Genomic DNA, 20,479 nt, shown 5'->3' with positions numbered 1-20,479 from the left:
GGACAGCCCTACGGCAACTCTGGCAGAGTCCGCGCAGCTAAAAAGAAGGAAGCCCGGATCATGTCGACCCTACTGGTTTTGCACGGCCCCAATTTGAACCTGCTCGGCACCCGAGAACCCGGTACCTATGGCGCCACGACCCTCGAGCAGATCAATCTCGACCTCGAGCAACGTGCCCGCGAGGCCGGCCATCATCTGCTGTATCTGCAGAGCAATGCCGAGTATGAACTGATCGACCGCATCCACGCTGCCAGAGGCGAAGGCGTCGACTTCATCATCATCAACCCGGCCGCCTTCACTCACACCAGCGTCGCATTACGTGACGCGTTGCTGGCGGTGAGCATCCCATTCATCGAAGTGCACCTCTCCAATGTGCACAAGCGCGAGCCTTTCCGGCATCACTCCTACTTCTCCGACGTGGCGGTGGGCGTGATCTGCGGTCTCGGCGCCAGCGGTTATCGGCTGGCCCTCGAGGCGGCCCTGGAAAACCTGGCGAGCAAAAACACCTGAAACCGACGCCATGATGCGGCGGTTCATTCGCACAACTTGAACGACCCTGACCAGACTGGGAGTTGAACACCTATGGATATTCGCAAAGTCAAAAAACTGATCGAGCTGCTGGAAGAGTCCGGCATCGACGAACTGGAAATCAAGGAAGGCGAAGAGTCCGTGCGCATCAGCCGTCACGGCAAGCAACCGGCCTACGTCCAGCCTACCTATGCGCCGGCCCCTGCTCCAGTCGCTGCCGCCGCTCCGGCTGCCGCTGCCGAAGCCGCCGCTCCGGCCGCTGCCAAACTGAACGGCACCGTCGTACGTTCGCCGATGGTCGGTACCTTCTACCGCGCCGCTTCGCCAACCTCGGGCAACTTCGTTGAAGTTGGCTCGACCGTGAAGAAAGGCGACATCCTCTGCATCGTCGAAGCGATGAAGATGATGAACCACATCGAGGCCGAAACCAGCGGCACGATCGAATCCATCCTGGGCGAGAACGGCCAGCCGGTGGAATACGATCAACCGCTGTTCACCATCGTCTGATGCACGGGGAACCCGTAATGCAGAAGCTGGAAAAAGTTCTGATCGCCAACCGCGGCGAGATCGCCCTGCGCATCCTGCGTGCCTGCAAGGAGCTGGGCATCAAGACCGTCGCCGTGCACTCCACCGCCGACCGCGAACTGATGCACCTGGCCCTGGCCGACGAGTCCGTCTGTATCGGCCCGGCACCCGGCAACCTGTCGTACCTGAACATCCCGGCGATCATCAGTGCCGCGGAAGTTACCGGCGCGACCGCCATCCACCCTGGCTACGGCTTCCTCGCGGAAAACGCCGATTTCGCCGAGCAGGTGGAAAATTCCGGTTTTGCCTTCATTGGCCCGAAAGCCACCACCATTCGCCTGATGGGTGACAAGGTTTCCGCCAAGCACGCCATGATCAAGGCCGGTGTCCCCGTGGTGCCCGGCTCTGACGGTCCATTGCCGGAAGACGACGCAACCGCCCTGGCCATCGCCCGCGAGGTCGGTTACCCGGTGATCATCAAGGCCGCTGGCGGCGGCGGTGGTCGCGGCATGCGCGTGGTCTGGAAAGAAGAGGACCTGATCAAATCGGCCCGCCTGACCCGCAGCGAAGCCGGCTCGGTGTTCGGCAATCCGATGGTCTATCTGGAGAAGTTCCTCGGCAATCCGCGTCACGTGGAAGTCCAGGTGCTGTCCGACGGCCAGGGCAACGCCATCCACCTCTATGACCGCGACTGCTCGCTGCAGCGCCGTCACCAGAAGGTACTGGAAGAAGCTCCGGCGCCGATGATCGACGAAACCGCCCGTGCCGAAGTGCTGCAACGCTGCGTCGATGCCTGCATCGAAATCGGCTACCGCGGTGCTGGCACCTTCGAGTTCCTCTATGAAGACGGTCGTTTCTACTTCATCGAGATGAACACTCGCGTGCAGGTCGAGCACCCGGTCACCGAAATGGTCACCGGTATCGACATCGTCAAGGAGATGCTCAGCATCGCCGCTGGCAACAAGCTGTCGTACAAGCAGGAAGACGTGAAGCTTCTGGGCCATGCCCTGGAGTGCCGCATCAACGCCGAAGACCCGGATACCTTCATGCCCTGCCCGGGCAAGGTGAAGCACTTCCATGCCCCAGGCGGCTTTGGCGTACGTGTCGACTCGCACCTGTACAGCGGCTACTCGGTACCGCCGAACTACGATTCGCTGATCGGCAAGCTGATCACCTACGGCACCACCCGTGACGAGGCCCTGGCCCGCATGCGTAATGCCCTGGAAGAAATCGTCGTCGATGGCATCAAGACCAACGTGCCCCTGCACCGCAATCTGGTGGTGGACAAGGGCTTCTGCGAAGGTGGCGTGAATATCCACTACCTGGAAAAGAAACTGGGTATGGACAAGCACTAAACCAGAAGGGCCGCGCAATGCGGCCCTTTTTCATTCCCTCAGGTATACCAGATGTCGCTCAAGAGCCGCTGCCAGTCCATCTCCAGCGCCTTTGGCGAAGCCACCATCTGCCTGGCGCTTGCAGTGCGCAGCAGCCTCGGCCTCGGCGTACTGACGCGCTCCTGCGGCCTTTGCCTGCTGGCGTTCGGCCTGTGGACCTGGCTGTTCTACGCTCAGTTCGAAGTAATCGCCCAGCTTGCCGGCATGCTCTCGCTGTTCATCGTCATGGGCGCTGCGGTTCTGGGCTTGCTTCCGGGCATGGGCGGCGCCGGTGCTGCCAGCCTGACCGGCATGGCTGGTATTGCTCCTGCCCTGGGGATGCTGGTGCTGTATGCCGGGCTGCTGACACTGGCCATGATCTGCACGCTCTACATCGCCTTGATCGTGATAAGCATCCGCCTGGCCTTGCGCTGGGTGCTGATGGACAGCCTGCGCGAGCGCGCCTTGCGCCATTATCCGACGCTGGCCCTGCGCCAGGCACAGCCGACTCAGCGGCTGCATGGCGCCCGCTACCATATCGGCCCCTGGCTGGGCCTGAGCGTCGGTACCGTGCTGTGCCTGCTGATACCACTGGTAAATGGCGTGCTGCTGCTCCTGCTGCTGGCTTACCTGAACGTACGCTTCCTGATACCCGCCGCGCTGTCCGACCTTGCCAACGGCAGCGAACAGATGCACGCGGTTCGGCAGCAACGCGGTGCCATGACAGCATTCGGCCTGTTGATTCTGCTGATCGCGCCACTGCCGGGCATCAACCTGCTGCTCCCCGCATTGCTCGGTGCTGGCTCATGCCACCTTGCCTACCGCGGCTTGCTACGCGCAGGGCTCCCGGCTGGCGTGGTCGAGACGCCTCAAGTAAGCTTGCCGCCGCCATAAAGGTTCAACGTCACGTCTTCGAGGTTTCTCCATGCCCTGGTTACAAGTCCGTCTCGCCATCACTCCCGAGCAGGCGCCAACCTATGAAGACGCCCTGCTGGAAGTTGGCGCGGTATCGGTAACCTTCATGGATGCCGAGGATCAGCCGATTTTCGAGCCGGATCTGGGCACCACGCCGCTGTGGAGCAATACCCATCTGCTGGCCCTGTTCGAGGCCGACACCGACGCCGAGGCCCTGAGCGCGCACTTGCGACTGCTGACCGGTGGCGAGCTGCCCGAACATCACTTCGAGGTGATCGCCGATCAGGACTGGGAGCGCAGCTGGATGGACGGATTCGCGCCGATGCGTTTCGGTCAGCGCCTGTGGATCGTGCCGAGCTGGCACGAAGCACCGGAGCCGGACGCGGTCAATCTGCTGCTCGATCCCGGCCTGGCCTTCGGTACCGGTACCCACCCGACTACCTCACTGTGCCTGCAATGGCTCGACGCCCAGAAACTGGACGGTTGCAGCGTGCTGGATTTCGGTTGCGGCTCGGGCATCCTCGCCATCGCCGCGCTGCTGCTCGGCGCCCCCCGCGCAGTCGGCACCGACATCGATCCGCAGGCTCTGGAGGCCTCCCGCGACAATGCCGGGCGCAACGGCATCGCCGAGGAGCGCTTTCCGGTCTACCTGCCGGCCGACCTGCCTCAGGAGCCAGCCGATGTGGTGGTGGCCAACATTCTCGCCGGGCCACTGGTCAGCCTGGCGCCGCAGATTACCCGCCTGGTGAAAAGCGGCGGCCGCCTGGCACTGTCCGGCATTCTTGCCGAACAGGCCGACGAAGTGCGCGCCGCCTACGAAGCCGACTTCGCGCTCGACCCGACCGCGACTCAGGATGGCTGGGTGCGCATCAGCGGCGTTCGTCGCTAAGCCCACTGCCGCGTTGCAGGCGCGGCACTTAATGCTGCTTTTGCAATCTGTTGGGTTAGACTAACGCCCCGTTTTCGCCACCCCGCGGCCCTCGGATTACGCATGACCGAAAGTTTCGTCACCCAATGCCCGAACTGCAGCACCAGCTTCCGCGTGAATCTGGTGCAACTCGGTATTGCCCAGGGCTCGGTGCGCTGCGGCGCCTGCCTGCAGGTGTTCAATGCGGCGCGCCAGTTGCGCGAGCAGGGTCACAACATCCCGGACATGCGAGCGGCTGCGCCTGCGGCGCCAAAAGCCGCACCACCTGCACCTGCACCTGCACCTGCACCTGCACCTGCACCTGCACCTGCACCTGCAATCAGCATTGCGCCAGAAACGCCGCCTCCCGCCAAGCCCGGCAAGCTCGACGACGAAACCCTGTGGATCCACGACGACCTGGACCTCGATGATCTGGATCTGGACGAGGAGCTGGCCAAGCTCGAAGCTCAGGAACAGCAGTTGTCCAGGCAGTTTCTCGAACTCGACCAGCCCTCGCGACAGACGCCGCGCTTCGACCAGGCGGAAGATGACGATGAGCCGGCCGAGGACGAGCGCTGGGCCGAAGCCTTGCTGCGCGACGACCCACCCGTCAGCAAGCTGGAGCTGGAGCCGCTGAGCGAACAACCACCTCTGCAGTCGCCGGATTTCGGCCAGCCGCCACCGCCAAGCAGCCATGTGCCTGACGATATGCCGCCGATCCCGAAGACGCCCGGTATCCGCGATCTGATCGATGCTCCGGTGAAACGCGGCACGGCCCGCGACGATGCCGAGCCGGCCTTCAGCCTGAGTGCGCAACGCGATGAAGAACCTGCCGCCATCGAGCCTGAGCCCCAGGACGAGGATCTGGATGCGCCACCGCCCCCCAGGCAGAAGAAGGCCCAGCGCGCACCGCGCAGCGAACCCAATCTGCGCAACGATGCGCTGTTCGAGCTCGAAGAAGAGCCGCTGCAACTGGATTGGCGCCCGCCGCGCAAGCCCTGGGGCCGCTGGATTGGCTGGGGACTGCTGAATCTGCTGGCCGCTACCGCACTGGCCGGGCAATACGTGATCTATCACTACGCCGAGCTGGCGCGCCAGGATCAGTACCGCCCCTGGTTCGAACAGGCCTGCCCGGTGATCGGCTGCACCCTGCCATCGAAGGTCGATATCGAGCAGATCAAGAGCAGCAATCTGGTGGTGCGCAGCCACCCGGAATTCAGCGGAGCACTGGTCGTCGACGCGATCCTCTACAATCGTGCGCCCTTCTCCCAGCCATTCCCTCTGCTGGAAATGCGCTTCGCCGATCTCAACGGCCAACTGATCGCCAGCCGCCGCTTCAAACCCAGCGAATACCTGGCGGGTGAACTGGCCGGTCAGGCGGAAATGCCCCCACAAACGCCGATCCATATCGCCCTCGACATCCTCGACCCAGGCGCTCGCGCGGTGAACTACAGCCTCAACTTCCACTCGCCGGAGTAGCCGCGGCCAGCCGATGGACGGCTGCCGGCGAGCGGGCGTCTGCGACGCGGCAAGCAGGCAGCGCGACGGCAGACCACAGGTCAACTGTTCAGATTTTGTTCAAAACCACCTTTATCCGGTCATTCAGAGCGGGTATGATCTCCACCCTTTTTCGCACTCTCCTACTGGCCTCAACAGCACGTCTCTTGAGCAGGGAAGCCCTATGTCGGCGCTAAGCATCGGCCCCTATACATTGCCCAATCGACTGATCCTGGCCCCCATGGCCGGCGTCACCGATCAGCCGTTCCGACAGCTCTGCCGCCGCCTTGGCGCCGGCATGGTGGTGTCGGAGATGGTCACCAGCGATGTGCGCCTGTGGAATACGCGCAAGTCGAGCCTGCGCATGATCCACAGCGGCGATCCGGAGCCACGCTCCGTGCAGATCGCCGGCGGGGACCCGCAGATGCTCGCCGAGGCAGCACGGGCCAATGTGCAACTGGGCGCCCAGATCATCGACATCAACATGGGCTGCCCGGCCAAGAAGGTCTGCAACAAGGCCGCCGGCTCCGCCCTGCTCAAGGATCAGCCACTGGTGCAAGCGATCCTCGAGGCCGTGGTAGCCGCGGTAGACGTCCCGGTCACGCTGAAGATCCGCACCGGCTGGGACAGACAGAACAAGAACGGTGTCGACGTGGCACGTATCGCCGAACAATGCGGCATCGTCGCCCTGGCGGTACATGGCCGTACCCGCGCCGACCTGTACACCGGCGAAGCGGAGTACGACACCATTGCCGCCATCAAGCAGGCAGTGTCCATCCCGGTATTGGCCAATGGCGATATCGACTCACCGGAAAAGGCCGCCCACGTGCTGGCCGCCACCGGTGCCGATGGTCTGCTGATCGGCAGGGCTGCCCAGGGGCGCCCATGGATTTTCAGAGAAATAGAGCATTACCTGCGCACCGGTGCCCATTGCCCCGCCCCGGCGCTGACCGAAATTGAACGCATCCTGCTCGAGCACCTGGCCGCCCTCCACGCCTTCTATGGCGATGTGATGGGTGTGCGCATCGCCCGCAAGCACGTTGGCTGGTACCTCGCGACGCTACCCGGCGCCCGTGAGTTCCGAGCCGAGTTCAATCGTCTGGACAGCCAGGAGGCGCAGTGTGCAAGCGTTCGCCAGTTCTTCGGTGATCGCTACAACGACGACGAAGGGGTGGCCGCATGACAATGTTGAACGAGACTTTAGGAAGTGGGATTGCACCCGTGAGCGACAACGCCAGTTTGAAACAGCACCTCAACACGCCGAGCGAAGAAGGCCAGACCCTGCGCGGCAGTGTCGAGAAAGCCCTGCACAACTACTTCGCCCACCTCGAAGGTGCGGACGTCACCGACGTCTACAATCTGGTGCTCACCGAAGTTGAAGCCCCACTGCTGGAAACCGTCATGAACTACGTGAAGGGTAACCAGACCAAAGCCTCCGAGCTGCTCGGCCTGAACCGCGGCACCCTGCGCAAGAAGCTCAAGCAGTACGACCTGCTGTGACCCTGCATTCCCGGAAAGGGCGGCTCTAACGAAGCCGCCTTTTTTGCTAATACTCTGCTCTGATGGACGCTGAAATGACCGACCAGACCACCCGCCTCCCCGTCCGCCGCGCGCTGATCAGCGTGTCCGACAAGACCGGCATCCTCGAATTCGCCCGCGAGCTCGTTGCCCTCAACGTGGAAATCCTCTCCACCGGGGGCACCTACAAGCTGCTCAAGGACAATGGCGTGGCGGCAGTGGAAGTGGCCGATTACACCGGTTTTCCGGAGATGATGGACGGCCGGGTGAAGACCCTGCACCCGAAGATCCACGGCGGCATCCTTGGCCGTCGCGCCCTCGATGGTGCGGTGATGGACGAGCACGGCATCAAGCCGATCGACCTGGTGGCCGTCAACCTGTACCCCTTCGCCGCCACCGTGGCCAAGCCTGGCTGTGACCTGGCCGACGCCATCGAGAACATCGATATCGGCGGCCCGACCATGGTGCGTTCGGCTGCGAAGAACCACAAGGACGTGGCCATCGTGGTCAATGCCGGTGACTACGCCGCGATCGTCGAGTCCCTGAAGGCCGGTGGTCTGAGCTACGCCCAGCGCTTCGACCTGGCCCTGAAAGCCTTCGAGCACACCGCTGCCTATGACGGCATGATCGCCAACTACCTGGGCACCATCGAACAGAGTCGCGACACCCTGAGCACTGCCGACCGCAACCTGTTCCCGCGCACCTTCAACACGCAATTCATCAAGGCGCAGGACATGCGCTACGGTGAGAACCCGCACCAGAAAGCCGCCTTCTACGTCGAGCATGCCGACGAAGCCTGCGTGGCCACTGCCGTTCAGTTGCAGGGTAAGGAACTGTCGTTCAACAACGTGGCGGATACCGACGCTGCGCTGGAATGCGTGAAGAGCTTCGTCAAGCCGGCCTGCGTGATCGTCAAGCACGCCAACCCCTGCGGCGTTGCCGTGGTGCCGGAAAACGAAGGCGGTATCCGCAAGGCCTACGACCTGGCCTATGCCACCGACACCGAGTCGGCATTCGGCGGCATCATCGCCTTCAACCGAGAGCTGGATGGCGAAACCGCCAAGGCCATCGTCGAGCGCCAGTTCGTCGAAGTGATCATCGCCCCGAAAATCAGCGCTGCTGCCCGTGAAGTGGTCGCCGCCAAAGCCAACGTGCGCCTGCTCGAGTGCGGCGAATGGCCGGCCGAGCGTGCTGCTGGCTGGGACTTCAAGCGCGTCAACGGTGGCCTGCTGGTGCAGAGCCGCGATATCGGCATGATCACTGCCGCTGATCTGAAGATCGTCACCCAGCGCGCACCGAGCGAGCAGGAAGTACATGACCTGATCTTCGCCTGGAAAGTAGCCAAGTTCGTCAAATCCAACGCCATCGTCTATGCCAAGAATCGCCAGACCGTCGGCGTCGGCGCCGGCCAGATGAGCCGCGTCAACTCCGCGCGCATCGCCGCCATCAAGGCTGAACACGCCGGCCTGCCGGTTCCAGGCGCGGTGATGGCCTCCGACGCCTTCTTCCCGTTCCGCGACGGCATCGACAATGCCGCCAAGGCCGGCATCACCGCGGTGATCCAGCCAGGCGGTTCGATGCGCGACAACGAAGTGATCGCCGCCGCCGATGAAGCGGGTATTGCCATGGTGTTCACCGGCATGCGCCACTTTAGACACTAAATCGGCCGCACTGAAACCGGCATCTGCCTCGTTGCCCCGGGTTTCGCCATGCTCATTGCCACCAGGCAACTCCGCTTGTCGAAACCCAGGGCGCCTGGCATCTACCGGCTTCATCGCAGCCTCGCAATTCGTAGGGTGGATAACGCTTCGCTTATCCACCGCGGGGGCTCAAGGCCCGCCTCCATAGGGAGAGAGACATGAACGTATTGATCATCGGCAGCGGCGGTCGTGAACACGCCCTGGCCTGGAAAGTGGCGCAGGACAAGCGTGTCGAGAAAGTATTCATCGCCCCGGGCAACGCCGGCACCGCCACCGAAGCCAAATGCGAGAACGTCGCCATCGATGTCCTGGACATTCAGGCGCTGGCCGATTTCGCCGAGCAAAACGTACAGCTGACCATCGTCGGCCCGGAAGCCCCGCTGGTCAAAGGCGTGGTCGATCTGTTCCGTACCCGCAAGCTGGATATCTTCGGCCCCACCGCCGCAGCCGCCCAACTGGAAGGCTCCAAGGCCTTCACCAAGGATTTCCTGGCGCGCCAGAACATCCCTACCGCCGACTACCAGAACTTCACCGAAGTGGAGCCTGCCCTGGCCTACCTGCGTGAAAAAGGCGCACCGATCGTGATCAAGGCCGACGGCCTGGCTGCCGGCAAAGGCGTGATCGTCGCCATGACCCTGCAGGAAGCCGAAGATGCCGTGCGCGACATGCTCGCCGGCAATGCCTTTGGCGAAGCCGGTTCGCGCGTCGTGATCGAGGAATTCCTCGACGGCGAAGAGGCCAGCTTCATCGTCATGGTCGACGGCGAGAACGTGCTGCCGATGGCCACCAGCCAGGACCACAAGCGCGTTGGCGACGCCGACAGTGGCCCGAACACCGGCGGCATGGGTGCTTACTCGCCCGCGCCGGTAGTTACCGCCGACGTTCACAAGCGCGTGATGGACGAAGTCATCTACCCGACCGTGCGCGGCATGGCAGCCGAAGGCAATGTCTATACTGGTTTCCTGTATGCGGGCCTGATGATCGACAAGGCCGGCAAGCCCAAGGTCATCGAATTCAACTGCCGCTTTGGCGACCCGGAAACCCAGCCGATCATGGTTCGCCTGGAGTCCTCCCTGGTGCTGCTGGTGGAGGCGGCCCTGGCCAAGGCACTGGACAAGGTCGAAGCGCGCTGGGATCCACGCCCAACCGTCGGCGTCGTTCTGGCTGCAGGCGGCTACCCTGGCGACTACGCCAAGGGCGACGTGATCGAAGGCCTGGACGACGCCGCTGCGCTCGAAGGCAAGGTGTTCCACGCCGGTACCACGCTGAAGGACGGCCAGATCGTCACGGCTGGCGGCCGCGTGCTCTGCGCCACGGCCATCGGCGCCAGCGTTGCCGACGCCCAGCAGCAGGCCTACCGCCTGGCCGAGAAGATTCGCTGGAACGGCATGTTCCACCGCAACGACATCGGCTATCGCGCGATCGCTCGCGAGCGTGGCGAAAACTGATGTAACAAGACGGCGGCATCAATCGATGCCGCCTGTCGGCAATACCCCGAGGCTCGCGGATCGTCGGCGAGCCCTGGCTGTCAGGATAGCGTCTCCGTGTCATAGTCTGCGCCACCACGGCGGGCTATAATTCAGCGTATAACCTCAAAGGGATTGCCACGTGCGGCTCAGGATCGCCATAGGTTTACTCGTCAGCCTGCTGTTGGCCGGTGTCTGCTTTTCGAGCAGCGCGGCGCAGCGAGTCTCGACACCCTATGCGACCGGCTGGTCGGTTTTCGTCGACGAAAGCGCGCAGATGGATCTCGATGACGTGCGCGAGCGGCGCAGTCAGTTCCTCCCCCTCGATAACCTCGCCTTCACCTATCCACCCAGCCAGAAAGCCGTCTGGCTGCGCTTCGACGTGCCCGAACATCAGGCACCGTACTGGCTGTGGGTGTTCGCTCCGCGTGTGCAGTTCCTCGATTACTACCTGCTGCAGGGCACCCAGGTCGAGCAGAGCGTGCACACCGGCGAGTCGATGCCGCTGAATTCGCGACCACTGCCTTCGCGCGCTTACCTGATGTCCCTGCCCAATGACGGCCAGGCGCGGGAAGTCTATGTGCGGATGACCTCCAACCATCCGCTGATGGCCTGGTTCAAGGTTATCGACGAGAGCGAACTGGTCAGCCTGGAAAAACCCGCCTACCTGTTTGGCGCCCTGCTCGGCGCCCTGCTGCTGGTGGTGGTCTACAACCTGATCCGCTTCGCCTACGCGCGCTCGGCCTGCAGCCTCTGGCTGGCAGGGCTGCACGCAGGCCTGGCAACCTGTGCGGCGGCCAACCTGGGCATGCTCGCGGTCTGGGTGCCGCGCCTGGGGTACAACCAGTCGCTGATCGCCGATATCAGCGCACTGATCGCCGCGTTCTGCCTGTCAGCCTTCGCCCTCGGCTTCTTTCGCAGTACGCCGATGCAGCGCAGCAAGCTCAACTGGCTGTTGCAGGGCCATGCGTTGCTGACCCTGGCGCTGGGCCTGACCATTCTGATCACCGGCCTGCTCTGGTACAGCGCCCTGGTGTATCTGATGGTGTTGCTGGGCACCCTGAGCGTACTGTTGGTCAGCGGCGTGCACTGGCATAACGGTTACCAGTCGGCACGGCTGATCGTCAGTGGCATGGTGGTGTTCAACGTTGGCTTCGGGCTGTTCATCCCCGTTCTGCTCGGTTTCAACCAGCTCGACCCTGGCTGGCTGGTTACCGGGGTGTTCACCATCGCCACGCTCAGCGGCGTGGTGCTCAGCGCTGCGCTGGCCGAACATCAGCGCCAGCTGCAGCGTGCGGCCTCGCGGGCACGCACGGCACTGGCCGCCAATGATGCGGAACTCAAGGCCAAGGCCGAGTTCCTGGCCAAGATCAGCCACGAGATCCGCACGCCCATGAACGGGGTGCTGGGCATGACCGAGCTGCTGCTAGGCACACCGCTGTCGGCGAAACAACGCGACTACGTGCAGACCATTCACAGCTCCGGCAACGAGCTGCTCAACCTGATCAACGAGATTCTCGACATCTCCAAACTGGAGTCCGGGCAGATCGAACTGGACGACGTGCAGTTCGACCTCAACGCCCTGACCGAGGACTGCCTGGATATCTTCCGCGCCAAGGCCGAACTGCAGAAGATCGAGCTGATCAGTTTCATCCAGCCCCAGGTGCCAAGGATCGTCAGCGGCGACCCGACGCGCCTGCGCCAGACCTTGCTGAGCCTGCTCGACAACGCCTTCAAGCAGACCAGCGAGGGCGAGATTCTCCTGGTGGTGGCGCTCGATACCAGCGGCGAACAACCGCGCCTGCGCTTCGCCGTGCAGGACAGCGGGCACCCGCTCAACGCCAGCGAGCGCGAAGCGCTGCTCAACACCGAGCTGCAGAGCCGTGACTTCCTGTCGGCCACGCGCCTGGGGGGGCGCCTGGGCCTGATCATCGCCCGTCAGCTGATCCGCCTGATGGGTGGCGAGTTCGGCATCCAGAGCGGCGGCAATCAGGGCTCGACCCTGTGGCTGACCCTGCCACTGGACAACGCCCGCCTGCAGCAGCCGGGTACCGATATCGACGGCACCCTGCAAGGCACCCGCCTGCTGGTGGTGGACGACAACGACACCTGCCGCAAGGTGCTGCTGCAACAGTGCAATGCCTGGGGCATGAACGTCAGCAGCGTACCCTCGGGCAAGGAGGCGCTGGCGCTGCTGCGCACCAAGGCGCACATGCGCGAATACTTCGACGTGGTGCTGCTCGATCAGGAAATGCCCGGCATGAGCGGCATGCAACTGGCGGCGAAGATCAAGGAAGACCCGAGCCTCAACAACGATATCCTGATCATCATGCTTACCGGCATCAGCCATGCGCCAAGCAAGATCATCGCGCGCAATGCCGGCATCAAGCGCATCCTCGCCAAGCCGGTGGCAGGCTACACCCTCAAGGCGACCCTGGCCGACGAGCTGGCCCAACGGCAACATGGCCAGGTACCCAGCACCAGTGCCAGCACCACGACGCTGGTGGTGCCCGACGACTTCCGCATACTGGTCGCCGAGGACAACAGCATTTCCACCAAGGTGATTCGCGGCATGCTCGGCAAGCTCAATGTGCAGCCCGACACGGCCAGCAACGGCGAGGAAGCCCTCAACGCGATGAAGGCACAGCGCTACGATCTGGTATTGATGGACTGCGAGATGCCGGTGCTCGATGGCTTCTCCGCAACCGAACAGCTGCGCGCCTGGGAAATCGCCGAGCGCCGCCAGCGCACGCCGGTTGTCGCGCTTACCGCGCACATCCTCAACGAACACAAGGAGCGCGCACGGCTGGTCGGCATGGACGGTCACATGGCCAAGCCGGTGGAAATGTCACAGTTGCGCGACCTGATCGAATACTGGGTGGGCGAGCGCCAGGCCCAGCCTGAAGACGACACCGTCCACTCCTGATTGCACTGCTAGAATTGCGTCAGCGCCCTTGATAAGGGCGCTCTCCACGCGCTTCGCCAGCGCCGCCCAAGCCCCGACGAAGCGCCCATGGATATCAAGCAGCTCAAGTTTCTGATCGCCCTCGACGAGACCCGCCACTTCGGCCAGGCTGCCGCGCGCTGCCACGTGACGCAGCCGACGCTGTCGATGCGCCTGCGCAATCTGGAAGACGAGCTGGGGCTGGAGCTGGTGCGCCGCGGGCAGCGCTTCGAGGGCTTCAGCGCGGAGGGTGAACGCATCCTCGCCTGGGCCCGTAGCCTGATGGCCGCTCACGACGGGCTGTACGCCGAGGCGGCTGCCTGTCGCGGTCAGCTGGTCGGCACCCTGCGCCTCGGCGTGGTGCCGCTGTCCGGCTTCGACCCGATGGACCTGGTGCAACTGTTCGCCGAGCAGCATCCCGGGCTGCGCTTCCAGCTGTTCGCGTTGAGCAGCGACCAGATTCTCGAACGTCTGGGCAGCAATCAGCTCGACCTCGGGCTGTCTTACCTCGACCGTCTCGACCGTGAGCACTTCGACAGCCTGGAGCTGGCTGCTACACGCATGGGACTGCTGTACGACCGGCGCCACTTCCAGTTCGCGGAAACCACGCTGCGCTGGGAAAGCCTGATCGACCTGCCTCTGGGGCTGCTGTCTGCCGGCATGCATTTCCGCCAGTCGATCGACCACAGCTTCCGCTCACGGGGACTGACGCCCCTGCCGAAGCTGGAAACCGATGCCGTTCACCAATTGCTGCAGGCCGTCAGCGCCGGCCTGTGCTGCTCGATCATGCCGCTGCGCAATGGCCTTGCCGAATTCACCAATGAGCTGGTGCTGACGCCCATCGAAGACGCCCATACCCTGGCGCCACTGGGGCTGATCATGCGCCGCAGCGCCCCACGCTCGGCACTGGCCGAAGCCTGCTTCGCCGAGGCGCGCGAACTGATCAACCTTTGAGCGGAGCCTCGCTGCCCTCGGGCGGCGTCTGCGCACCGGTTTCACCACGATCGGCGCGCCCGCCCAGGTACCAGCCGAGGAGCCCCCAAATGGCCGCGCATAGCGCTCCGATCACCGCGATCAGCGCCACGCCGTAGCCGAGCATGTCGATCAGGCTTTTCGCCCAGCCGCTGACCGCATCACCACCGCGATAGACCACGGTATCGATGAAGTTCTTGGCCTTGTACTTGCTCTCGGCATCCAGCGGCGCGAAGAGCATTTCCCGCCCAGGCCGCACGAACGCGTATTCACCGATGCGCCGTACGATCATCAACCCCGCCAGCACGGCGAAGGTTGGCGCCATGGCCAACGCGAGAAAGCCCACGCACATCAGCACCGGCACCGCCGCCAGCAACGCGCGCACGCCCAGGCGCTGAGCGACCCGACCGGTGATGAACAACTGTGCCAGCAGCGCTCCAGCCTGCACCACGAAGTCGATCAGCCCGAACACCCGCACCTGCTCGTCACGGTCCGGGAACAGCTCGGCCACCAGCCGCGCCTGCTCGAAGTACAGAAAGGTGGTGACCGTGGCAAGCAGGATGACGAAGGCGGATATCCCCAGCAGGTAGGAGGACTGGAACACCCGCGTCATGCCGCTGAACGGATTGCCTGCCACCGGTCGCCGTGGATTTTCTGCCTGACTGGCGCCCGGCCGCCCTGCTCCGGCGCGCTCGCGCCAGCCCATCAGGAAATGCTTGAGCGCCAAGGCTCCGGCCAGCAGCAACGCCGCCAGCAACGCCAGGCCACTGGCACCGACAGTGCCGACCAGCAGCGCACTGAGCGCCGGGCCGGCCAGGCCACCGACGCTGGCACCCGCGGCGATGAAGGCGAACAACCGCTTGGCCTGCGGCGAATCGAACACGTCGGCCATCAGGCTCCAGGCCACGGACACCACGAACAGGTTGTAGACCGATATCCACACGTAGAACACCCGCGCCGTCCACAGACTCTCGGCCATGACACTGAACGCCACGGCGAAAGCCAGCAGGTTGAGACAGAAGAAGCCGTAGACCCAATCGATGAAATGGATGCGTGGCACCCTGGAGTTGAGCCAGGCGAACAACGGCACGGCCAGCAACATGACCACGAAGGTGGCGGTGAACAGCCACTGCAGATTCTCCACACCGGCCTGAATACCCATGGACTCCCGGATCGGCCGCAGCATGAAGTAGCCGCAGAACAGGCAGAAAAACAGTGCGAAGCCCGCCAGAGCGGCTGCCAGCTCACCAGGCTGTGCATTGATCGCGCGGGCCACGCGCTGCGGCAGAGGAAGGGACATGGCAACGCTCTCGGGGTCGAAGCGTTGCAGTATGGCCTACTCGGGCGAGGCGTATCTCGGCAGCCGGCTCAACCTGCGCTCAACCAGGCCCTGACCTCGCTGTACGGATAGTCCTCCAACTCCGCGAAACCACTGATCTGCCGGGCCTTGAGGCGGGTGAACAGCGGCACGCTGATGCCGCACAGAAAGCGCGCCAGACATTCGTTACTGGGCAATTCACCACCGCGGACGCTTTGGTACTTGCCGATGAACGCACCACACAGCGAGCCACGATCACGACCGGCCAGTGGCACCAGTGATGGAGGCTCGGGCAAGCGGGCGACCTGGCCGCGACAGACCGAGCAGTGGCCGCACTGCCGTGGCGCGCGCTCGTCACCGAAGTACACCGCCAGGCGATGGCTCAGGCACTGCTCACTGGCGAACAATTCGAGCATGGCCTGGATGCGACGGATTTCGCTGCCTTTCTGAGCGAGGAAATAACCGTGCAGCTCGTCCGCCAGGGCCTGGGTGTCGAAGCCCTGCAGCACGGCATAGACATCGGTCATCTGCTTGCTTTCCAGCTCGACCCAGCCACGTTCCTGAAAGAAGTCCAGCGCCTTGACGACCCGCGCGCGCTCGGCCTGATGGCCGCGATAAAGGGCCTCGAAGTCCACCGTGCACCAGGTTCTCGCCCGCGTCGAGGCGTTGACGATGGCCTCGACGAACTGCCGTCGCTCCCCTTCGAAGCGCGCCAGCAAGGCCTCGGGTTCGATCAGGTACTTGAAACGGTATTCGGCGAAGTAGGCATAACGCGGCGCGATGATGCCGCGCAGCTCGAGTTGCACGAGCAGCGTCTTGAGCGGCAACTGGCGGATATTGCTCTGATCGCTCAGCGCATTGATGGTCATTTCCCACTGGTCGCCACTGGCGTTGTCGCGAATCTCCTCGAGCACCCTGACGATGCCACCACGCTCCGGCGTATCGCCGTAGACGAAGTTCTCCAGCACGTTGAGGCTGTCGCGGTTGGCCAGTACCAGGCAGTCGGAGGATTCACCGTCGCGCCCGGCGCGGCCGATCTCCTGGCTGTAGTTCTCCACCGACTTGGGCAAATCGAAATGCACCACGTTGCGGATGTCACGCTTGTCGATGCCCATGCCGAAGGCGATGGTCGCGACGATGCAACCCAGCTCACCCGCCATGAAGCGGCGCTGGATCGCCTCACGGACCTCATGCCCCATACCGGCATGGTAGGCACTGACGGACAGCCCATGCTGAGCGAGCTGCTCGGCGACCTGCTCCGCGGTCTTCTGCTGGGTGACATAAACGATGCTCGGCTCGCCCTTCCTGGCACCCAGCCACTGCTGCAGGCGTCGCTGCTTGTCACGGCCCGCCACGGGCTCGACCAGCAGGTTCAGGTTGGGCCGATAGAAACCGGTGGTGACCACGTCATCCGCCGCGATGGCGAACTTCTTCTGCATGTCCGCGATCACTGGCGGCGTCGCCGTGGCGGTGAGCAGGAGCACCTGAGCGATAGCGAATTGGCGTTGATAATCCGGCAGTTTCAGGTAGTCCGGACGAAAGTTGTGGCCCCACTCGGAAATGCAGTGAGCCTCGTCGACCACCAGCAGGGAAATCGGCACGCCGGCGATGAAGTTGCGAAACCGCTCGTTCTTCAGGCGCTCGACCGAAATCATCAGGATCTTCAGCTCGCCGGACTTGGCCTTGGCCATGGTTTCGCTGACCTGCTCGCGGCTTTGCGCCGAATCGATGCTGGCCGCACTGATGCCGTGCCGATGCAGAAAGGCGAGTTGATCCTGCATCAGGGCCAGCAGCGGCGAGACCACCAGAGTCAGGTGCGGCAAATGCAATGCCGGCAACTGGTAGCACAGGGACTTGCCCGAGCCGGTGGGAAAGATCGCCGCAGCGGAGCGGCCGGCGAGCACGGCGCTGATCACCGCTTCCTGGCCGGGACGCAGTTGGCTGAAACCGAAGACACGTTCGAGGGTACTGGGCATGTGCTGTCACTCCATTGACCGCCTGATGGCCAATAACCGTAGCGTGTATGGGAAGCGTTTTACAGACCGCGCCAGCCATAAATGACAAAGCCGCCCGAGGGCGGCTTTGTCAGAACGTGGCGAGCTTACAGCTGCGGGCCGGCGCTCTTGATGGCATCGCTGACATCGAACTTGGTGAAGTTGTCGATGAACAGCTTGGCCAGGCCTTTGGCGGCCTCGTCGTAGGCGTTCTTGTCAGCCCAGGTGTTGCGCGGGTTGAGCAGGTTGGTCTCGACGCCCGGAACGGCCTTCGGCACGCTCAGGTTGATGATCGGCAGTTGCTCGGTTTCGGTACCGATCAGCGCGCCGCTCTGAATGGCTGCAATCACGCCACGGGTGGTCGGGATGTTGAAACGCTTGCCGACGCCATAGCCACCGCCAGTCCAGCCGGTGTTGACCAGATAGACCTTGGAGCCGAACGCCTGGATGCGCTTGATCAGCAGCTCGGCGTAAACGCCAGCCGGGCGCGGGAAGAACGGTGCGCCGAAGCAGGTGGAGAAGGTCGACTTGATGCCAGGGCCCGAACCCATTTCGGTAGAACCGACCAGGGCGGTGTAACCGGACAGGAAGTGATAGGCCGCCTGCTCTTCGTTGAGGATCGACACCGGTGGCAGCACGCCAGTCAGGTCGCAGGTCAGGAAGATCACTGCATTCGGCTCGCCACCGAGGTTCTTCTCGCTGCGCTTCTCGACGAATTCCAGCGGGTAGGCGGCGCGGCTGTTCTGGGTCAGGCTGTCGTCGGTGTAGTCCGGCGCGCGCTGCTCGTCGAGCACCACGTTTTCCAGCACGGTACCGAACTTGATGGCTTTCCAGATGACCGGCTCGTTCTTCTCGGACAGGTCGATGCACTTGGCATAGCAACCGCCTTCGATGTTGAACACCACACCGGTGCCCCAGCCGTGCTCGTCGTCACCGATCAGGTAACGGCTCTCGTCGGCGGACAGGGTGGTCTTGCCGGTGCCGGACAGACCGAAGAACAGGGTGACATCGCCCTCTTCGCCGATGTTGGCAGCGCAGTGCATCGGCAGCACGTCGGCAGCCGGCAGCAGGAAGTTCTGCACGCTGAACATGGCTTTCTTCATTTCACCGGCGTAACGCATGCCGGCGATCAGCACTTTCTTCTGGGCGAAGTTGATGATCACGCAGCCGTCGGAGTTGGTGCCATCACGCTCAGGCACGCATTCGAAGTTGGCCACGTTGAGTACTTGCCATTCCTGCTTGGCGGACGGGTTGTACTGGGTCGGCTCGATGAACAGCTGACGGCCGAAGAGATTCTGCCAGGCCGTGGCAGTGGTCATCTTGACGGGCAGGTAGTGAGCTTCGGCGGAGCCTACATGGACGTGGGAAACGAAGCTGTCCTGGGCGTCGGAGAACGCCTGAACGCGATCCCACAGGGCATCGAACTTGTCAGCCGGGAACTTGCGGTTGATCGGGCCCCAGCCGATATCGGCCGACGTGCTCGGCTCGTCGACGATGAAACGATCGACCGGAGAACGCCCGGTACGGTGGCCGGTGCGTACAACCAGAGCACCAGTGGACGCCAGTTCACCTTCACCGCGACGAAGGGCTTCTTCGACCAGTTGAGCAGTGCTGATGTCGGTGTACACAGCGTTGTTGGCTTGCGTCATGTGAGTCCCCGTCGGCCGAACGGCCGAGTCTTCCAAACGTTTTGTAGTCATGCACGAGGCAGGACTACAGCTAAAAAAGTGCGCGGATTATGCCAGAAAAGGGAACTGCGAGGGCAGCCCCCCCAATCCGAACACGCTGCGCGTTGCTAGCGGCCCTCAATGACGGGTGTCAGAGGGCTGCTGACTGCCTCCACCGGCGAACAGCTGGGCGATGTCGGCGGCATCGAAGCCATAGCGCTCGTTGCAGAATTGGCAGTCGATTTCCACGCGGCCGTGGTGCTCGCCGAGCAGCAGCTCGGCATCGGCCTGCCCTAAACTGACCAGCGCTTTGGCCGAGCGTTCACGAGAGCAGCTACAACGGAACTGGATAAGGCGTGGATCGAACAGGCGAACCGCCTCCTGATGGTAGAGACGATGCAGCAGGGTTTCGTTGTCCAGGCCCAGTAATTCCTCGTTTTGCAGGGTGTCGGCGAGGGTCACCAGGTGCTCCCAGCTGGCGGCGCGCTCTTCGTCATCGGTAAGACGATCGGCAGGCAGTTGCTGCAACAGGAAGCCGCGAGCACGCAGGCCGTCGGCACACAGCCAGAAGCGCGTGGCCAGTTGCTCGGAGGTAGCGAAATAGTTGGTCAGGCAGTCGGCCAGCGTGTCGCCATCGAGAGAAACGATGCCCTGATAGCGCTGGCCCTGTTTCGGATCCACCGTCATGGCCATCACCCCCTCGGGCATCAATTGCAATAGACCATCACCATCGGCGATGCGCTCGGCTTCGTAGCGGGCGATGCCGCGCACCTCACCGTCACTCGAGCATTCCACCATAAGCAGTGGCACCGGCCCTTCGGAGCGCACTTGCAGCACCAGCAAGCCATCGAACTTCAGCGTACCGACCAGCAGCGACGCTGCAGCCAGCAATTCGCCGAGCAGTTGCGCAACGGGACGCGGGTAGTCGTGCTTGGCCAGCACCTGCTGATAGCTGCCGGACAGCCCGACCAGTTCACCGCGCACATCGGTGTCGTCGAAAAGAAAGCGTTGGGTGAAGTCGGACATAACGAGTCGCCTGCTCAAGGATGCGTAGCAGACCAGCGGACGGCGCCCCTGGCCTGGAGGCCGGCAATTTTAGGCGCAAACGCGGCGCCGACCAAGCTGAATGCGAAGAACGGCTGAGGCGCGCTCCGC

At 63.4% G+C, this 20,479-nt stretch carries 16 protein-coding genes; 12 read left to right on the top strand and 4 right to left on the bottom strand.

The features are described from left to right. Positions 1-60: 60 nt before the first annotated feature. From aroQ to FHR27_RS24085, 12 genes are all read left to right on the top strand, one after another. Complete coding sequence (aroQ, locus tag FHR27_RS24140; protein WP_042554517.1) at positions 61-510, top strand: type II 3-dehydroquinate dehydratase; 450 nt, start codon at positions 61-63, stop codon at positions 508-510. A gap of 72 nt (positions 511-582) precedes the next feature. After that, on the top strand, positions 583-1,035 hold the full coding sequence (gene accB, locus FHR27_RS24135) for an acetyl-CoA carboxylase biotin carboxyl carrier protein (protein WP_042554516.1): 453 nt from the start codon (positions 583-585) through the stop codon (positions 1,033-1,035). A 17-nt stretch (positions 1,036-1,052) separates the two neighbouring features. After that, positions 1,053-2,408 (top strand): acetyl-CoA carboxylase biotin carboxylase subunit, encoded by a 1,356-nt coding sequence (accC, locus tag FHR27_RS24130; protein WP_042554515.1) that lies wholly within the window; start codon positions 1,053-1,055, stop codon positions 2,406-2,408. 51 nt (positions 2,409-2,459) lie between these two features. Further along, positions 2,460-3,320 carry a hypothetical protein gene (locus FHR27_RS24125; RefSeq protein ID WP_179539758.1) on the top strand — a complete coding sequence of 287 codons (861 nt, stop codon included), beginning with the start codon at positions 2,460-2,462 and terminating at the stop codon, positions 3,318-3,320. 31 nt (positions 3,321-3,351) lie between these two features. Continuing rightward, the gene (gene prmA / locus FHR27_RS24120; protein WP_042554513.1) at positions 3,352-4,230 is read left to right on the top strand and encodes a 50S ribosomal protein L11 methyltransferase; all 879 of its coding nucleotides are present in this window, start codon (positions 3,352-3,354) and stop codon (positions 4,228-4,230) included. 102 nt (positions 4,231-4,332) lie between these two features. Next, positions 4,333-5,727: a DUF3426 domain-containing protein gene (locus tag FHR27_RS24115; protein WP_179539757.1), complete on the top strand. Its 1,395-nt coding sequence runs from the start codon at positions 4,333-4,335 to the stop codon at positions 5,725-5,727. A 202-nt stretch (positions 5,728-5,929) separates the two neighbouring features. Further along, on the top strand, positions 5,930-6,928 hold the full coding sequence (gene dusB / locus FHR27_RS24110) for a tRNA dihydrouridine synthase DusB (RefSeq protein ID WP_042554511.1): 999 nt from the start codon (positions 5,930-5,932) through the stop codon (positions 6,926-6,928). After that, the gene (gene fis, locus FHR27_RS24105) at positions 6,925-7,245 is read left to right on the top strand and encodes a DNA-binding transcriptional regulator Fis (RefSeq protein WP_042554510.1); all 321 of its coding nucleotides are present in this window, start codon (positions 6,925-6,927) and stop codon (positions 7,243-7,245) included. Before dusB ends, fis begins: the two co-directional genes overlap by 4 nt. A 74-nt stretch (positions 7,246-7,319) precedes the next feature. Further along, complete coding sequence (gene purH / locus FHR27_RS24100) at positions 7,320-8,924, top strand: bifunctional phosphoribosylaminoimidazolecarboxamide formyltransferase/IMP cyclohydrolase (RefSeq protein WP_042554526.1); 1,605 nt, start codon at positions 7,320-7,322, stop codon at positions 8,922-8,924. Positions 8,925-9,121: 197 nt separating this feature from the next. Beyond that, the gene (gene purD, locus FHR27_RS24095; RefSeq protein ID WP_042554509.1) at positions 9,122-10,411 is read left to right on the top strand and encodes a phosphoribosylamine--glycine ligase; all 1,290 of its coding nucleotides are present in this window, start codon (positions 9,122-9,124) and stop codon (positions 10,409-10,411) included. A gap of 160 nt (positions 10,412-10,571) precedes the next feature. Continuing rightward, complete coding sequence (locus FHR27_RS24090) at positions 10,572-13,355, top strand: hybrid sensor histidine kinase/response regulator (RefSeq protein WP_179539756.1); 2,784 nt, start codon at positions 10,572-10,574, stop codon at positions 13,353-13,355. A gap of 87 nt (positions 13,356-13,442) precedes the next feature. Then, on the top strand, positions 13,443-14,327 hold the full coding sequence (locus tag FHR27_RS24085; RefSeq protein WP_042554507.1) for a LysR family transcriptional regulator: 885 nt from the start codon (positions 13,443-13,445) through the stop codon (positions 14,325-14,327). On the opposite strand, the gene FHR27_RS24080 is transcribed toward FHR27_RS24085, so the two are convergent. The 4 genes from FHR27_RS24080 to hslO all read right to left on the bottom strand — a co-directional run bounded on the left by FHR27_RS24080 (position 14,317) and on the right by hslO (position 20,350). Continuing rightward, complete coding sequence (locus FHR27_RS24080; protein WP_179539755.1) at positions 14,317-15,645, bottom strand: NTP/NDP exchange transporter; 1,329 nt, start codon at positions 15,643-15,645, stop codon at positions 14,317-14,319. The genes FHR27_RS24085 and FHR27_RS24080 overlap by 11 nt on opposite strands. A gap of 68 nt (positions 15,646-15,713) precedes the next feature. After that, positions 15,714-17,639 (bottom strand): RecQ family ATP-dependent DNA helicase, encoded by a 1,926-nt coding sequence (locus tag FHR27_RS24075; protein ID WP_179539754.1) that lies wholly within the window; start codon positions 17,637-17,639, stop codon positions 15,714-15,716. Positions 17,640-17,764: 125 nt separating this feature from the next. Continuing rightward, a complete protein-coding gene (locus FHR27_RS24070; protein ID WP_042554504.1) occupies positions 17,765-19,306 on the bottom strand; it encodes a phosphoenolpyruvate carboxykinase in 1,542 nt (513 codons plus the stop codon). A gap of 156 nt (positions 19,307-19,462) precedes the next feature. After that, positions 19,463-20,350, bottom strand: a complete 888-nt coding sequence (gene hslO / locus FHR27_RS24065; RefSeq protein WP_042554503.1) for an Hsp33 family molecular chaperone HslO — start codon at positions 20,348-20,350, stop codon at positions 19,463-19,465. Between the last annotated feature and the right edge of the window lie 129 nt (positions 20,351-20,479).

The sequence above is a fragment of the Pseudomonas flavescens genome (genome assembly GCF_013408425.1).
Taxonomy (GTDB): Bacteria; Pseudomonadota; Gammaproteobacteria; order Pseudomonadales; family Pseudomonadaceae; genus Aquipseudomonas; species Aquipseudomonas fulva_A.
This window is presented reverse-complemented; position numbering and strand designations above follow the sequence as displayed.

Coding starts and splice junctions, on each gene's coding strand:
- FHR27_RS24070 (WP_042554504.1), bottom strand. CDS start 19,306: ATGACGCAAGCCAACAACGCTGTGTACACCGACATCAGCACTGCTCAA.
- purH (WP_042554526.1), top strand. CDS start 7,320: ATGACCGACCAGACCACCCGCCTCCCCGTCCGCCGCGCGCTGATCAGC.
- accC (WP_042554515.1), top strand. CDS start 1,053: ATGCAGAAGCTGGAAAAAGTTCTGATCGCCAACCGCGGCGAGATCGCC.
- FHR27_RS24080 (WP_179539755.1), bottom strand. CDS start 15,645: ATGTCCCTTCCTCTGCCGCAGCGCGTGGCCCGCGCGATCAATGCACAG.
- FHR27_RS24115 (WP_179539757.1), top strand. CDS start 4,333: ATGACCGAAAGTTTCGTCACCCAATGCCCGAACTGCAGCACCAGCTTC.
- fis (WP_042554510.1), top strand. CDS start 6,925: ATGACAATGTTGAACGAGACTTTAGGAAGTGGGATTGCACCCGTGAGC.
- hslO (WP_042554503.1), bottom strand. CDS start 20,350: ATGTCCGACTTCACCCAACGCTTTCTTTTCGACGACACCGATGTGCGC.
- dusB (WP_042554511.1), top strand. CDS start 5,930: ATGTCGGCGCTAAGCATCGGCCCCTATACATTGCCCAATCGACTGATC.
- FHR27_RS24085 (WP_042554507.1), top strand. CDS start 13,443: ATGGATATCAAGCAGCTCAAGTTTCTGATCGCCCTCGACGAGACCCGC.
- prmA (WP_042554513.1), top strand. CDS start 3,352: ATGCCCTGGTTACAAGTCCGTCTCGCCATCACTCCCGAGCAGGCGCCA.
- FHR27_RS24125 (WP_179539758.1), top strand. CDS start 2,460: ATGTCGCTCAAGAGCCGCTGCCAGTCCATCTCCAGCGCCTTTGGCGAA.
- accB (WP_042554516.1), top strand. CDS start 583: ATGGATATTCGCAAAGTCAAAAAACTGATCGAGCTGCTGGAAGAGTCC.
- FHR27_RS24075 (WP_179539754.1), bottom strand. CDS start 17,639: ATGCCCAGTACCCTCGAACGTGTCTTCGGTTTCAGCCAACTGCGTCCC.
- aroQ (WP_042554517.1), top strand. CDS start 61: ATGTCGACCCTACTGGTTTTGCACGGCCCCAATTTGAACCTGCTCGGC.
- purD (WP_042554509.1), top strand. CDS start 9,122: ATGAACGTATTGATCATCGGCAGCGGCGGTCGTGAACACGCCCTGGCC.